Genomic DNA, 13,862 nt, shown 5'->3' on the forward strand with positions numbered 1-13,862 from the left:
ATTAATCCTTTCCGACGTGGAGAATGGCGAGGAAGGCCTCTTGCGGCACGTCCACACGGCCCAGGGACTTCATCCGCTTCTTGCCTTCTTTCTGCTTGTTCAGCAGCTTCTTCTTCCGGCTCACGTCACCACCGTAGCACTTGGCGGTGACGTCTTTACGCAATGCCTTGACGGTGCTGCGGGCGATGATCTGGTTGCCGATGGCGGCCTGGATGGCGATGTCGAACATCTGGCGCGGGATCAGCTCGCGCATCTTCTCCACCACCTGGCGACCGCGATACTGGGCGTTCTCCTTGTGGGTGATGATGGCCAGGGCGTCGACCCGCTCGCCGTTGATCATGATGTCCAGACGGACCATGTCGGAGGTTTCGAAGCGCTTGAAGCCGTAGTCCAGGGAGGCGTAGCCGCGACTGGTGGACTTCAGACGGTCGAAGAAGTCGAGCACCACTTCCGCCATCGGGATCTCGTAGGTCAGCGCCACCTGCTTGCCGTGGTAGACCATGTTGGTCTGTACGCCGCGCTTCTCGATGCAGAGGGTGATGACGTTGCCCATGTACTCCTGCGGCAGCAGGATGTGACACTCGGCGATGGGCTCGCGCATCTCCTTGATGTTGTTGATGGCGGGCATCTGGGCCGGGCTGTCGATGTGGATGGTGGAGCCATCGTTCAGCTCGATCTCGTAGACCACGGTCGGCGCGGTGGTGATGAGATCCAGATCGTATTCACGCTCCAGACGCTCCTGGATGATCTCCATGTGCAGCATCCCGAGGAAGCCGCAGCGGAAGCCGAAGCCCAGCGCCGTGGAGCTCTCCGGTTCGTAGAACAGGGAGGCATCGTTGAGGGAGAGCTTCTCCAGCGCATCGCGGAAGGACTCGTAGTCATCACTGGAGATGGGGAACAGGCCCGCATAGACCTGGGGCTTCACCTTCTTGAAGCCGGCCAGCGCCTTCTCGGCACCGTGCTTGGCCAGGGTCAGGGTATCCCCCACCGGCGCACCGTGGATGTCTTTGATGCCGCAGACGACCCAACCTACCTCGCCACAACCCAGGCCGTCGGTGTCCACCTGCTTCGGCGTGAAGATACCGATGCGATCCACACCCCATACCTGACCGGTGCTCATCACCTTGATCTTGTCGTTCTTCTTCAGGGAACCGTTCTTGATCCGCACGAGCGACACGACCCCGAGGTAGGAGTCGAACCAGGAGTCGATGATCAGCGCCTGCAGCGGCGCCCCCGGATCCCCTTCCGGGGACGGGATCTTGGCGACGATCTCTTCCAGCACCAGATCGACACCGAGGCCGGTCTTGGCGGAGCAGCGCACCGCGTCCACCGCATCGATGCCGACGATGTCCTCGATCTCCTCGGCAACCCGCTCGGGCTCTGCGGCCGGCAGGTCAATCTTGTTCAGCACCGGCACCACTTCCAGCTCCATTTCCATGGCGGTGTAGCAGTTGGCCAGAGTCTGTGCCTCAACCCCCTGACCGGCATCCACCACCAGCAGTGCCCCTTCACAGGCAGCCAGGGAGCGAGAAACCTCGTAGGAGAAATCCACGTGGCCCGGGGTGTCGATAAAGTTCAGCTGATAGGTGTTACCGTCTTGTGCCTGGTAGTTCAGGGTCACACTCTGTGCCTTGATGGTAATGCCGCGCTCGCGCTCCAGATCCATGGAGTCCAGCACCTGGGCCTGCATCTCGCGATCGGACAGGCCGCCGCAAGTCTGGATCAAACGGTCCGACAGGGTCGACTTACCGTGGTCGATGTGCGCAATAATCGAAAAGTTACGAATGTGTTTCATCGAGCAAGAATCACTCAAAATTAAGTTAGGGTCGGATATGAGGGCAGGATTTTACTGGATAACCCGGTCGACGGCCAATCTTTAGTCGGCGGGCCCCACAAATAGCGCCTTGTCTGGCGGGCGTTGGGCACCTGGATGCCCTCCGCCAGACCAGGCCCCTCAAGAGAGATGACGGGTATTGAGCACCACCCCGAGCATGCGGGGACCGTATTCCCCCTGCTCGAGCCGGTCAGAAAAGTAACGAACCAGTAAAAATCCGATGGCGCCGCCCAGCAGACAGCAGAGGATGGTCACCCCCTCTCCCGCCGACAAGAGCGGCACCAGCCAGAGCTGGCCGAGCAGGGCGCCCAGCAGCAGACAGAAGAGCGGCAGCACGTACACCAGGGCCGCACCGCGCAGGATGCTGGCCTGAGGGATGCCCAGGCGGATCTGCTGGCCCACCGCTACATCGCCGGTGAGGGCGACCCGCAGCCGCTGCGCCTTCATGGGAAAGGCCTTGGCGACGGTGCCGGTCCCGCAGCTGGATTGTTGGTGGCAACCGCTGCAGGCGGATCGCCGCTCGCACTCCACCCAGGCGTGATTGCCGTCGATGGCCACTACTGTGGCCAGCTCTTCACTCATGTTACTCACCTGATGACTCCTCACAGGGGGCGGTGGATGCACCGGATCTCAGCACGGCGGCACCCTCAGGGCAAGTCTCACGGCAAAGACTCACTGCACCGCCTCGTTGCGGGCCAGCGGCTGCACGGCCTCGGCGATGCGCTTGGCGGTTTCGGCGGGCACCTCGCCCACCACGGTGATCTCTACCCCGACCTCGTTGACGAAGCTCACCAGCGAGGTGGCCCCCTGGCGAATCAACTGCTGGCGCACCGCCTGCTTGGGATCGACCCGGGAAACGTAGACGGAGAGATCCACCAGCCCGTCGGAGAGCATCATGTAATCCACCGGCAGACTGGTGCTGACCAGCTGATGCCGATCCTGAGAGAGCACCTTGAAGCCATCGGGCAACCAGGTCAGGTGCCAGTTGAGGGTCTGCTGGGGAGCGGGATAGGCATCTTCCAGCGCCAGCGCATCCGGCAGCTTGCTGCGTGCCAGGGTGACCAGCCAGGGGGCCGGCGCAGATTGCCTGTCCAGATCCACCCCCAGCACCTGCTCCACCAGATTTCCTTCCCGATCCACCATGTCCACCCGCAGCAGCAGATGGCTCTGTTCGTCAATCCAGAGCACGAAGCCGTACTTGTCCGCCTCCTTGGGCACCAGCCGTACCACTTGTGCCACCAGGCCGGCCACCCGGCTGCGGCCCGCCAGCACGGGGTCATAACTCTCCATCACCCGGGGCAGCGGCATCCTCACCAGGCTCGACCAGACCCCGGGGAAACGCGCCCCCTTGAGGGTGTAGGGTTCATGGGTGTTTTCGAAGAAGGTGTATTCGTTCTGGCGTTGCAGGAACTCCACGGCCTTGCCGTCGAGATAGCTCAAGTGAGCCACCTCCTTGCCATCGATGATCCCGTGGCTGAAACGGATAGGCTCGAGGCGCCCCTGGCGGGCCTTGACCATGGACAATTCGAAGTTTTGTTGCGAAACGGCACTCTGCATCTGCTGCAACAAGGCCTCGGCCGACAGATCGTCGGCCGAGGCCTTGGCACAAATCAACAGGAGAGAGGCCAGCAGGATACGGCTGGACTGGCGCACGATCTGATCCCTAAAAATGCGTTATTCCTGAATCTGCTTGTCTTGCAGCAGACGCTGTTGCAGTTGATGGTCGCGCAGGAAGGCATTGATGCGCTCGCGCTGCTCCTGCATCTGCTGCTCGCTCAGACCTTGCTGACGCACACCGGTCCGGCTGCCATCCTGGGGATAGTGCACGCTCACCGGCGCAGCACTGCCACCCACGGGTATGGTATTGAGCACCGGGCTGGTCGGCACACCATCCTTGCCCTGGTACTGCTGCACGCCGAAGATGACGGCGGCAGCCACGGAGGCGGCAATGGCATACTGCCCCACTTGCTGGCCAAAGCGGCGAACGAAAGGGATCACCTTGCCGGCGGGCTGCACCTGGGGCGCAGCAGGCTGTGCCGGCTTGGGCGCCAGTATGGCGGGTTCATCCTCCAGCGCCAGCATGATGCTGTCGCTGAGATCCAGTTGCAGATTGACCGGCAGGTCACCCCGCATGGCATCACCGATCAGATGGTAACGCGACCAGGTATCCTGCAGAGCGGGATCCGTTCCCAGCTCGTTCAGTACCTCGATTTCGCTGAGGTCGCCATCCATCAGGGCTGAAAGTTGCTCTTTATTTGCCATAAGTTTGCCTGTCTTTCCCCAGTTAATGCTCGATCAGAGGTTGCAGCTTTTTATCGATTGCTTCCCTCGCCCGGAAGATGCGGGATCTCACCGTACCTACCGGGCAATCCATGATCTCCGCAATCTCCTCGTAGCTCAGCCCTTCCATTTCACGAAGGGTGATCGCCGTTCTCAAATCTTCTGGCAAGGCTTCTATGGCGGTAAACACGGTGCGCTTGATCTCGTCGGTCAGCGCCAGGTTTTCCGGGGTGGCCACCTCTTGCAGGGCTTCACCACCACCATAATATTCAGCCTCGTCCGCTTCGACATCACTGCTGGGCGGTCTGCGCCCCTGTGACGTCAGGTAGTTTTTGGCCGTGTTGACGGCGATCCGGTACAACCAGGTGTAAAACGCGCTCTCGCCACGGAATGTCGGCAACGCACGGTAGGCCTTGATGAATGCCTCCTGCGCCACATCCGGTACATCGCCCGGATTGTTGACATACCTGGCCACCAGGTTGACCACCTTGTGCTGGTACTTGCGTACCAACAGGTTGAATGCATTTTTATCGCCACGCTGGACCCGTTCAACCAGCTGTTCGTCCAGTAGATTCTGGTCGCTCATCAGAGCCGTAAAACCCCCATCAGGTTATCGTTTTTCTTTTCCGGCCCCTTCTAAGCGCACAAGTTCAGACAGGAGGAATCAGGGAAAGTTCGCTTGCATTGAAAAAAATGTGATGCGGGCTGCATCACAACCCCCCTTGGGCTACCATGGGGCCAGTTCTTAATCCAGGCCAATGATACTTATGAAAGCAAGTGTTGAATACCTTTGCGACGTACTCATCATTGGCAGCGGTGCCGCCGGTCTGTCCCTCGCGTTGCGATTGGCAGACCAGGCCAAAGTCCTGGTTCTGAGCAAGGGGCCCATCAGTGAGGGGGCCACTCTCTATGCGCAAGGAGGCATCGCTGCCGTGTTCGACGAGACCGACAGCATCGAATCCCACGTGAGCGACACGCTCAACGCCGGCGCCGGGTTGTGCGACCCGGCGGTGGTGGAGTTCACCGCCCGCAACGCCCGCGACTCCATCCAGTGGCTCATTCAGCAAGGGGTCCCCTTCGATCAGGAAGAGGATGCCGAGGGGGAATCCCACTATCACCTGACCCGGGAAGGGGGCCACAGCCATCGCCGCATCTTCCACGCGGCCGACGCCACCGGCAAGGCGGTGCAGCTCACCCTGATCGACCAGGTGCGCGCCCACCCCAACATCCAGCTGATGGAGCGCTTCAACGCGGTCGATCTCATCACCACCCGCAAGCTGGGTCTGCCGGGCAACAAGGTACTGGGAGCCTATGTCTGGAATCGCAACGCCGAGCAGGTCGAGGTGATCCGCGCCCGCTTCGTGGCACTGGCCACCGGCGGTGCCTCCAAGGTGTACCAGTACACCTCCAACCCCGATGTGAGCTCTGGCGACGGCATCGCCATGGCATGGCGCGCCGGCTGCCGGGTGGCGAACCTGGAGTTCAACCAGTTCCACCCCACCAGCCTGTTCCACCCGGACGACCCCAACTTCCTGCTGACCGAAGCGCTGCGTGGCGAGGGGGCCTACCTGCGCCGTCCCGACGGCAGCCGCTTCATGCCGGAGTTTGACGAGCGGGCCGAGCTGGCCCCGCGGGACATCGTCGCCCGCGCCATCGACCACGAGATGAAGCGCCTCGGGGCGGATTGCATGTATCTGGACATCAGCCACAAGCCGGCGGATTTCATCATCAAGCACTTCCCGACCATTTATGAGCGCTGCCTCGCGGTCGGTATCGACATCACCAAGGAGGCGATGCCCATCGTCCCGGCGGCCCACTACACCTGTGGCGGCGTGATGATCGACAACAACGGCCAGACCGACATCCCCGGCCTCTATGCCATCGGCGAGGTGACCTATACCGGGTTGCACGGCGCCAATCGCATGGCCTCCAACTCCCTGCTCGAATGCGTGGTCTATGCCCACCAGGCGGGAGCCGACATCCTGGCCAAGCTGCCCACCAGCGTGGCGCCCCCCAGCCTGCCGGCCTGGGACGAGAGCCAGGTGGATGACTCGGACGAGCAGGTGGTGATCCAGCACAACTGGCACGAGCTGCGGCTGATGATGTGGGACTACGTGGGCATAGTGCGCACCAACAAGCGCCTGGCCCGGGCCAAGCGTCGCATCGATCTGCTCAAGCAGGAGGTGCAGGAGTACTACGCCAACTTCCGGGTCTCCAACAACCTGCTGGAGCTGCGCAACCTGTTGCAGGTGGCCGAGCTCATCGTCAACTGCGCCCTGGAGCGCAAGGAGTCTCGCGGTCTGCACTACAACCTGGATTATCCGGACATGCAGCCGGACTCCAAGCCGACCGTGCTGACCCCGGATCGGGAATAAGGCCGTTGCGTTCGATTCGGGCGTATGCCCTCCCCCAGATGACCCCGCCCAGGCGGGGTCATCTGCTATGAGCGACAGATGTAGCAGGTAGAGAGAGACGCCCCTAGCGGACAGCGAGGTGGATGGCGCGGGCCAGGGTGCGGTAGTGTGCAGGGGCCAGAGCATCGGAGAAGAGCCAGAGCTGCCCCTCGGAGCCCTCCACCGTCTTCAGCCGCAACCAGAGCACCCCGGGCAGGATGCGGCTGCGGGGATCCAGCCGATGGCGCGCCCCTTGCCACTCGAGCCACTCCCCATCCCAGACGAGCACGCCGCTCGCCGCCGGATGGCGGCGCAACGCGCGCCACAGGCCCAGCCCCCAGACAGGGAGGAACAGCCCCCATTGCCAGCCCTGGATCAGGCTGGCGACGGGCAAGAGCAGCAACAGAAACAGGATGCACAGCAGCAGACGCTGCTGGCGGGAGGCGATCACGGGCATCACTACCCGCTGGGGAGACGCGAGGCTGGCCATGAGGGGTGGCGGTCGCGAGTCGGGCTCAGCGCAGGCTGTCGTGGCGGGCCTGGTTGCGCTCGAGGATCAGGGGGATCATGGCGGCAAAATCGGGATCCTCGGGCACGCCGTGACCCATGCACCAGCGGAACAGCTCGGGATCCTCGCACTCCAGCAGGCGGATGAAGGTGCGCTGTTCGGCCTCGCCGAGGCCATCGAACTCGTGCTCAAAGAAGGGCATAAAGATCACATCCAGCTCGAGCATGCCGCGACGGCAGGCCCACTTCAGGCGGGACTTCTCACTTGGGTTCAACATGGAACTCTCCTTACAAAGACCGGGGAATGGTAGCAGCAGGATTTTCCGGCTGACAAACATTCCTTACGTCTTTACCATGCAGGTCACATACTTTCTGTCTCTGGAATCCCATCGTGAGCCTGCCGACCCCTCTTCTTCCTGCCGAGCCGACCCTGTTTTCCCTGACCAATCTGGCCATCACCCGCCTCGGCGGCCCGGATCGCGCCAAGTATCTGCAAGGTCAGGTCACCTGCGACGTCAACGCCCTGCAACCGGGCCAGAGCACCCTCGGCGGCCACTGCGATCCCAAGGGCAAGCTGTGGAGCGATTTTCGCCTGCTCTGCCTGGAAGACAGCCTGCTGATGCTGACCAAGCCCTCGGTGCTGGCCCGCCAGCTGCCGGAGCTCAAGAAGTTTGCGATCTTTGCCAAGGTCGAGATCGGCGAGTTTCAGGGCAGCCTGACCGGACTGGCCGGTCAGGGGACGGACGACTGGATGGCACAGCACTTCGCGCTGACCGGCACCGGTCTGGTGGAGGGCGGCATGGCAGTCAGGGTGGAGGCGGACCGCTGGCTGCTGGCGAGCACATCCCCGCTGGCCCTGAACCTGCCGGTGGGCGACGAAGGACTCTGGTGGGGGCTGGAAATCAAAGCCGGTCTCCCCCATCTGGAAGCGGTCCATCAGGGGGAATACATCCCCCAGATGCTGAACCTGCAAGCCCTTGATGGCATCAGCTTCAACAAGGGCTGCTACATGGGGCAGGAGACGGTGGCGCGCGCCAAGTATCGCGGCGCCAACAACCGCGCCCTCTTCGTGCTGAGCGGCACGGCCGCAACGCAGGTGGCCAGCGGTGACACCCTGGAGATCCAGCTCGGTGACAACTGGCGCCGCAGCGGTCTGGTGCTCAACGCCTGGCAGCAGCAGGGTCAGGTGTGGCTCACCGCCGTGCTGCCCAAGGACACCGAGGCCGACGCCCGCTTCCGCCTCAAGCTGGAAGAGGGCTCCAGCCTCAGTTTGCAACCCCTGCCCTACGCGTTGATCGACTGAATCCCCCCTAGCGAGGCACCCGCGCCAGCAGTGCCTCCTGCAACCAGCGCCCCGCCTGCCCGAGCGGGCGGGCGCGATACCACTGCAACTCCAGCGCCAGTTCCGCCTCGGCGATGAAGTCCGGCTTGAGCACCACCAGCTCCCCCCGCGCCAGGGGCCGGTGCAGCAGAAACTCGGGCACCGCCGCCCATCCCAGCCCCAGTTTCACCAGCTCCAGGATCCCGAGATCCCCCTCCACCCACCATACTTGCGCCGAGAGACGGAAGCGATGGCGCTCCGTCCCCTCCCGCCGTCCGGTCACCATCAACTGGCGAGCCCCTTGCAGGTCGCTCTCCTTCAACGGCGTCTTGTGGGCCAGGGGGTGATCCGGAGAGACCACCAGGGGCATGGTGACCGTCCCCAGGGAGCGGGAGACCAGCTCCCGCTCGGGGTGCGCCTTCTGATAGCTGATGCCGAGCTGGGCACGGCCGCTCTTGAGCAGCTCGGTCACGTCCTCCATCAGCGGGAACAACAGCTCCAGCTCCACCGCCGGGTAACGGCTGGCGAACTCCTCCAGCAGGGAGCCAAGCCAGGGCAGGTGGGAGTCATCGTCGATGGCCAGGGTGAGGCGCGACTCGACGCCGTTGGCCAGTTCGCCGGCGATGGCCTGCAGTCGCTCGCTCTGGGCCAGCAGCACCCCTGCCTCCTGACAGATGCGGGCACCCGCCTCGGTCAGCACGGGATAGCGGCCGCTGCGATCGAACAACGCAAGGCCGAGATCGATCTCCAGGTTGGCGATGGCGGCACTCACCACCGACTGGGCCTTGCCCAGCCTGCGCGCAGCCGCCGAGAACGACCCGGTCTCGGCCGTCGTCAGCAATGCCTTGAAGTGTTCCAGTGAAGGGGTCATGAGCCTGCTCCGCCGTGCAGTTGTGTCGTCACATCTATCTATTTTAGCGATAGATACCAGCGTGAATCTATCCGGTTTTGGCGATACATTGCCGCCATTCCCTGACCAAAGAGAGAGACAGACCATGCGTACGACCCGTGACCGCCTGCGCCACGCCATCGGCTTCGAATTGATTGGCCTGCTGATCGCCGCTCCGCTGGCCAGCTGGGTGACCGGCGTCGGGCTCAACCACATGGGCCCCCTGGCCCTGTTTGGATTTGACCCCATAGATCCAGACACTTTTTCCCGCTTAGGGTTGTGATACCCGACTGCGCAGAAATTCCCGAGGTGAACGGTATCCCAAGGCGCTGTGCGGGTGGTGTTCGTTATAATGCTCAAACGCGATGGCCAAATTGCCTACCGCTGTTCGGCTATCTGGTTTCGGCATCATCTCGATATAGTCTCGCTTCATCGTCTTCACGAAGCTCTCCGCTATACCGTTGCTCTGTGGGCTTCTCACCGCCGTCGTTCTGGGCTCCAACCCGATTTCTCGTGCAAACGCGCGGGTCTCATGGGCTCGATACGCCGAGCCATTATCAGTCAGCCACTCCACCGGTGATGCCGGCAACGCATCCCCGAAGCGTCGTTCGACAGATCTCAGCATGACATCTTGCACCGTGTCACTGTCGTAACCCCCGGTGCTGGCAGCCCAGTCCAACGCCTCCCTATCGCAGCAGTCCATGGCGAACGTGACTCGTAGTTTTTCACCGTTATCGCAGCGAAACTCGAAGCCATCCGAGCACCAACGTCGATTGCTATCTTTGACGGCAACACGCCCCTTATGTGCCTGCTGGGCCAATGGTGCAGCCGGTTTTCTTTCCAGCAGCAGGCCATGCTCTCTCATGACGCGATATACCCGTTTGGCGTTTACTACAGGCTGTCTTGTTGCCTCTGACTGACGCCGTAACAGCGCCCAGACCCGGCGATAGCCATAGGAGGGAAGTTCTGCCATCGCCTCCATGATACGGCCAAGTAAGGCTGCATCATCACGCTGGCGATGATGACGACCATCTTGCCAACCTGGTTTGCGATGAACACGAACGGATAGCTGCGCACGCGATACATTAAGGGCCTGGCTCACAGCACTTAATCGTCGTCCCCCGGCAACAAGGGCGCATGCGCAATCCATTTTTTTGCTCGACCATACTCCACGGCTTCTTTGAGGATCTCGTTCTCCATGGTCTTCTTCCCGAGCAGACGCTGGAGCTCTCGGATCTGCTTGATGGCAGCAGCCAACTCGGAGGCTGGAACAACATCCTCACCGGCGGTGATCGCCGTGAGAGAGCCTTCCTGGAATTGTTTACGCCATTTGAAAAGCTGGTTGGCGTTGACGTCGTGCAAGCGAGCGACATGAGATACGGTCATTCCGGGCTCAAAGGTCTGCTGCACGATGGAGATCTTTTCCTGCGGAGTCCGGCGTCGACGGCGCTCAGCCCCTGTTAACACTTCGACCATTTTCTCGTTGCGACTAGTACTGAACATAGTTCCAAGACTACCTCTTAAATTAAGAGGGGCGAAGTGTCTGGATCTTCAAGGGGCCAATCTACTGTTCTTCTCGGTGGTCGCCACCGTCTGGAACTATGTCTACAACATCGGGGTGGACAAGCTGCTGCTGCGCTATCAGGGCCACACCCACAAGGCGCTGTGGCAGCGTGTGCTGCACACCCTGGGGTTCGAGGGGGGCCTGCTGATCGTGGCCCTGCCGGTGATGTCCTGGTGGCTCGACATCGGCCTGCTGGAGGCGCTGGTGCTGGATATGGGCTTCGTGCTCTTCTACCTGGTCTATGCCTTCGTCTACAACTGGAGTTACGACAAGGTGTTCCCCATTCCCATGGGACAGGTGCAGAAGGCGCTGGGATAAGCGATTCGAGGGGTAAGGGCGAGGCACCATCATGCGATGGCATGATGGTGCTGAAGAGGGCCTCGCGGGGTCAGGCCTGGGCCTTGACCTCTTCCGGCGGGGTATCGTCCTGCCTGGTTTCCTGGCGCATCATGGCTTCGAGGTCGCTCTGGTACTGGTTCAGCATGCGCTGGGCCGCCACCATGTCCCCCTTGTGCAGGCGCTCGAACAGATGATGCTGCACCACGCCGTTGAGGTACTCCACCGTGATGGGTTGCTCCAACGCCGACAACAGCTCCTCTTTTTCCAGCTCCGCATTGATCTCGTCGACACTGGTACGCAGCAGACCGGCCAGTTGCACCAGCATGCGGCGCTCCCCTTCACGCAACAGGCTCAACATGCGGTTTCTCTGCTGCTCATTCTGTTGGGTCATACATTTCCTTACGTAGAATTGGAACAAGCCCGCTCATTCTGCCCTGTCCTTTTCACAGCGTCCATCTCGGGCGCATGACTTATTCCGGGTGCGGGGGGCCGGGTGCTATTTGCCCCCCGGCCCGGTATAGTAACGGCTGATCCAGGGGGCCCGTGCGCCCCGTTGCCGAGACCGTCCATCCCTATGACCGACGCCATTCTGGTGCTCTGCACCTGCCCCGACGAGACCAGTGCAGACCGCCTCTGCGAGCAACTGCTCGACCAGCGCCTCGCCGCCTGCATCAACCAGCTGCCCGGGGTCACCTCCGTCTATCGCTGGCAGGGCAAGACGGAACGAACCCGGGAGATCCAGCTCGTCATCAAGAGTCGGGCCGCGCTGTTCGAACCCCTGCGCCAGTGCATTCTCGCCCACCATCCCTACGAGGTACCGGAGATCCTGGCGCTCCCGGCAAGCCAGGGCCACCCTGCCTATCTCGACTGGTTGACACAGGAGACCTCATGACCGCCTCTCGCCCCCTCTCCTTCCTGCTGATACTGCTGGGCCTGCTCTGCGTCCTGACGACGGCCCCCGCCCGGGCCAGCAGCCAGGATCTGCTCGGCAGCCTCGGCATCGAGACCCAGCCCAGATTCCTCAAGGTGGATCAGGCCTTCGCCCTCGAGAGCGAACAACAGGGTGATCGGCTGCTGCTCCGGATACGCATCGCCGACGGCTACTACCTCTATCGCCACAGTATCCGTGTGAAGGGAGAGAACCTCGCCTTCGACGAGCCCGTCCTGCCCCCCGGCACCGAGCACGAGGATGACTTCTTCGGCAAGAGCCGGGTCTATTACCAGGAGGTGCAGATCCCCGTGGCACTGACCCGGGTCGGGGACGCGGCCAGCCTCACTCTGAGTTACCAGGGCTGTACCGAGGGACTCTGCTACCCACCGACCGACAAGCGGATCGCCGTCGAGCCCCTCGCCGCCCCCGCCCGGGCGGAAGCGCCGGCCAGCCTTCAGGGCACCGACGTGCCGGGCAGCCAGCAGGACAGGCTGGCGGCCGCCCTCGGCAGCCAGGGGTTCTGGATCAGCGTCGCCGCCTTCTTCGCCCTGGGTCTCGGCCTCGCCTTCACCCCCTGCGTCTTCCCCATGTATCCCATCCTGACCGGGATCATCGCCGGGGCCGGGCATCGCCTCTCCACCCGTCGCGCCTTCCTGCTCTCCTTTGTCTATGTGCAGGGGATGGCGGTCACCTATACCCTGCTCGGGCTCGTCGTCGCCTCGGCGGGCCTGCAATTCCAGGCGGCCCTTCAGCACCCCTATGTGCTCATCGGCCTCTCGGTGATGTTCGTGCTGCTCGCCCTCTCCATGTTCGGGCTCTACACCCTGCAACTGCCGAGCAGCCTGCAAACCCGTCTCTCGGGCTTCTCCAACCGCCAGCAGGGCGGATCCGTGGCCGGCGTTGCCATCATGGGCATGATCTCGGGACTGGTCTGCTCCCCCTGCACCACGGCGCCGCTCTCCGGGGCCCTTATCTACGTGGCCCAGAGTGGCGACCTCTGGCTCGGCGGTGCGGCCCTCTATGCCCTCTCCCTGGGCATGGGGCTGCCGCTGCTCTTGCTCGGCACCTCTGGCGGCAAGCTGCTGCCCAGGGCCGGCGCCTGGATGGATGTGATCAAGCAACTCTTTGGTTTTGCGCTGCTGGCGGTACCCATCCTGCTGCTCTCAAGGCTCCTGAGCGATCAGGTGGCCACCCTGCTCTGGCTCGGCTGGGGGCTGGTGCTGTGCGGTTATCTCTATCACCACAACCAGCATCGCGCCCATTCGGTGGGCAAGAGCCTCGGCGGCTTCGTCCTGCTGCTGGCGATGATGGGTCTGGTGGTGGTGGGCAAGGATCTGCTGCTGCCACCCGAGGGGGCCAATGCCGCCGCCCAGACCCAGGCCCCCCGATTCATCCGCATCAAGACCCTGGACGATCTCAAGGTGCAGCTCGCCGCCGCCCGCGGCAAGCCGGTGCTGCTGGATCTCTACGCCGACTGGTGCGTGGCCTGCAAGGAGTTCGAGCACAAGACCTTCAGCGACCCCGATGTGCAGGCGCGCTTCAGCGAGATGGTGCTGCTGCAGGCGGACGTCACCGCCAACGACGACGCCGACGTGGATCTGCTCAACGGCCTCAACGTGCTGGGATTGCCGACCCTCATCTTCTTCGATCGCGATGGCAACGAGGTGAACGGCCAGCGGGTGACCGGCTTCATGGGGCCTGCCGAATTTCTCGGCCAGCTGGACAAGCTGCGCTGATACCGGGTGGCCCATGCAACCGTGTGGGCCCCCGGTTTGACCGCCATTTTTCCGGCAATCCCTTGTAT

General features: G+C 62.6%; 15 protein-coding genes and 1 pseudogene. 6 read left to right on the plus strand and 10 right to left on the minus strand.

What is annotated here, in order from left to right; all coding sequences use genetic code 11:
- Position 1: 1 nt before the first annotated feature.
- From lepA to rpoE, 5 genes are all read right to left on the minus strand, one after another.
- Positions 2-1,795, minus strand: a complete 1,794-nt coding sequence (lepA, locus tag C2U30_RS10560; RefSeq protein ID WP_103243713.1) for a translation elongation factor 4 — start codon at positions 1,793-1,795, stop codon at positions 2-4.
- Between the two features lie 159 nt (positions 1,796-1,954).
- Positions 1,955-2,416, minus strand: coding sequence for a SoxR reducing system RseC family protein (locus C2U30_RS10565; protein ID WP_039040538.1), 462 nt, complete (start codon positions 2,414-2,416; stop codon positions 1,955-1,957).
- Positions 2,417-2,506: 90 nt separating this feature from the next.
- Entirely contained in the window at positions 2,507-3,487 is a 981-nt protein-coding gene (locus C2U30_RS10570) for a MucB/RseB C-terminal domain-containing protein (protein WP_010675643.1), read from the minus strand.
- 21 nt (positions 3,488-3,508) lie between these two features.
- Entirely contained in the window at positions 3,509-4,096 is a 588-nt protein-coding gene (locus C2U30_RS10575) for a sigma-E factor negative regulatory protein (protein ID WP_041211670.1), read from the minus strand.
- A 22-nt stretch (positions 4,097-4,118) separates the two neighbouring features.
- The gene (rpoE, locus tag C2U30_RS10580) at positions 4,119-4,700 is read right to left on the minus strand and encodes an RNA polymerase sigma factor RpoE (protein ID WP_010675645.1); all 582 of its coding nucleotides are present in this window, start codon (positions 4,698-4,700) and stop codon (positions 4,119-4,121) included.
- A gap of 181 nt (positions 4,701-4,881) precedes the next feature.
- Between rpoE and nadB the strand changes: the two genes are divergently transcribed.
- Positions 4,882-6,489 (plus strand): L-aspartate oxidase, encoded by a 1,608-nt coding sequence (nadB, locus tag C2U30_RS10585; RefSeq protein WP_048208412.1) that lies wholly within the window; start codon positions 4,882-4,884, stop codon positions 6,487-6,489.
- A 103-nt stretch (positions 6,490-6,592) separates the two neighbouring features.
- Here nadB and C2U30_RS10590 read toward each other — a convergent pair whose 3' ends face one another.
- Positions 6,593-6,964 carry a protein YgfX gene (locus tag C2U30_RS10590; protein WP_103243714.1) on the minus strand — a complete coding sequence of 124 codons (372 nt, stop codon included), beginning with the start codon at positions 6,962-6,964 and terminating at the stop codon, positions 6,593-6,595.
- Positions 6,965-7,022: 58 nt separating this feature from the next.
- The gene (locus tag C2U30_RS10595) at positions 7,023-7,292 is read right to left on the minus strand and encodes an FAD assembly factor SdhE (protein WP_041213909.1); all 270 of its coding nucleotides are present in this window, start codon (positions 7,290-7,292) and stop codon (positions 7,023-7,025) included.
- A gap of 113 nt (positions 7,293-7,405) precedes the next feature.
- On the opposite strand from C2U30_RS10595, the gene ygfZ reads away from it, so the two are divergent.
- A complete protein-coding gene (gene ygfZ / locus C2U30_RS10600) occupies positions 7,406-8,317 on the plus strand; it encodes a tRNA-modifying protein YgfZ (protein WP_182951366.1) in 912 nt (303 codons plus the stop codon).
- 7 nt (positions 8,318-8,324) lie between these two features.
- On the opposite strand, the gene C2U30_RS10605 is transcribed toward ygfZ, so the two are convergent.
- Entirely contained in the window at positions 8,325-9,206 is an 882-nt protein-coding gene (locus C2U30_RS10605; protein ID WP_103243715.1) for a LysR family transcriptional regulator, read from the minus strand.
- A gap of 124 nt (positions 9,207-9,330) precedes the next feature.
- Between C2U30_RS10605 and C2U30_RS10610 the strand changes: the two are divergent.
- A pseudogene (locus C2U30_RS10610) lies at positions 9,331-9,456 on the plus strand (chlorhexidine efflux transporter); the annotation flags it as partial.
- A gap of 39 nt (positions 9,457-9,495) precedes the next feature.
- Here the strand turns inward: C2U30_RS10610 and C2U30_RS10615 are convergent.
- Positions 9,496-10,700 (minus strand): IS3 family transposase gene (locus C2U30_RS10615; protein WP_103243716.1). Its coding sequence is split into 2 segments (ribosomal slippage): positions 9,496-10,382 and positions 10,382-10,700, totalling 1,206 coding nucleotides; the frame shifts between segments, so codons are not numbered across the junction.
- A 25-nt stretch (positions 10,701-10,725) separates the two neighbouring features.
- Between C2U30_RS10615 and C2U30_RS10620 the strand changes: the two genes are divergently transcribed.
- Positions 10,726-11,106: a PACE efflux transporter gene (locus tag C2U30_RS10620; protein ID WP_442752131.1), complete on the plus strand. Its 381-nt coding sequence runs from the start codon at positions 10,726-10,728 to the stop codon at positions 11,104-11,106.
- Positions 11,107-11,176: 70 nt separating this feature from the next.
- On the opposite strand, the gene C2U30_RS10625 is transcribed toward C2U30_RS10620, so the two are convergent.
- Entirely contained in the window at positions 11,177-11,518 is a 342-nt protein-coding gene (locus tag C2U30_RS10625) for a hypothetical protein (protein ID WP_010675652.1), read from the minus strand.
- Between the two features lie 183 nt (positions 11,519-11,701).
- On the opposite strand from C2U30_RS10625, the gene cutA reads away from it, so the two are divergent.
- Both cutA and C2U30_RS10635 read left to right on the plus strand, forming a co-directional pair.
- The gene (gene cutA / locus C2U30_RS10630; RefSeq protein ID WP_010675653.1) at positions 11,702-12,019 is read left to right on the plus strand and encodes a divalent-cation tolerance protein CutA; all 318 of its coding nucleotides are present in this window, start codon (positions 11,702-11,704) and stop codon (positions 12,017-12,019) included.
- Positions 12,016-13,794, plus strand: a complete 1,779-nt coding sequence (locus tag C2U30_RS10635; RefSeq protein WP_103243717.1) for a protein-disulfide reductase DsbD — start codon at positions 12,016-12,018, stop codon at positions 13,792-13,794. Before cutA ends, C2U30_RS10635 begins: the two co-directional genes overlap by 4 nt.
- Positions 13,795-13,862 lie beyond the last annotated feature (68 nt).

This window comes from Aeromonas sp. ASNIH5 (assembly GCF_002902865.1).
In the GTDB taxonomy this organism is placed as follows: Bacteria; Pseudomonadota; Gammaproteobacteria; order Enterobacterales; family Aeromonadaceae; genus Aeromonas; species Aeromonas caviae.

Bases quoted from the DNA above. Each gene is read 5' to 3' on its own strand.
- lepA (WP_103243713.1), bottom strand. From the start codon at position 1,795: ATGAAACACATTCGTAACTTTTCGATTATTGCGCACATCGACCACGGT.
- C2U30_RS10565 (WP_039040538.1), bottom strand. From the start codon at position 2,416: ATGAGTGAAGAGCTGGCCACAGTAGTGGCCATCGACGGCAATCACGCC.
- C2U30_RS10575 (WP_041211670.1), bottom strand. From the start codon at position 4,096: ATGGCAAATAAAGAGCAACTTTCAGCCCTGATGGATGGCGACCTCAGC.
- rpoE (WP_010675645.1), bottom strand. From the start codon at position 4,700: ATGAGCGACCAGAATCTACTGGACGAACAGCTGGTTGAACGGGTCCAG.
- nadB (WP_048208412.1), top strand. From the start codon at position 4,882: ATGAAAGCAAGTGTTGAATACCTTTGCGACGTACTCATCATTGGCAGC.
- C2U30_RS10590 (WP_103243714.1), bottom strand. From the start codon at position 6,964: ATGCCCGTGATCGCCTCCCGCCAGCAGCGTCTGCTGCTGTGCATCCTG.
- C2U30_RS10595 (WP_041213909.1), bottom strand. From the start codon at position 7,292: ATGTTGAACCCAAGTGAGAAGTCCCGCCTGAAGTGGGCCTGCCGTCGC.
- C2U30_RS10605 (WP_103243715.1), bottom strand. From the start codon at position 9,206: ATGACCCCTTCACTGGAACACTTCAAGGCATTGCTGACGACGGCCGAG.
- C2U30_RS10625 (WP_010675652.1), bottom strand. From the start codon at position 11,518: ATGACCCAACAGAATGAGCAGCAGAGAAACCGCATGTTGAGCCTGTTG.
- cutA (WP_010675653.1), top strand. From the start codon at position 11,702: ATGACCGACGCCATTCTGGTGCTCTGCACCTGCCCCGACGAGACCAGT.
- C2U30_RS10635 (WP_103243717.1), top strand. From the start codon at position 12,016: ATGACCGCCTCTCGCCCCCTCTCCTTCCTGCTGATACTGCTGGGCCTG.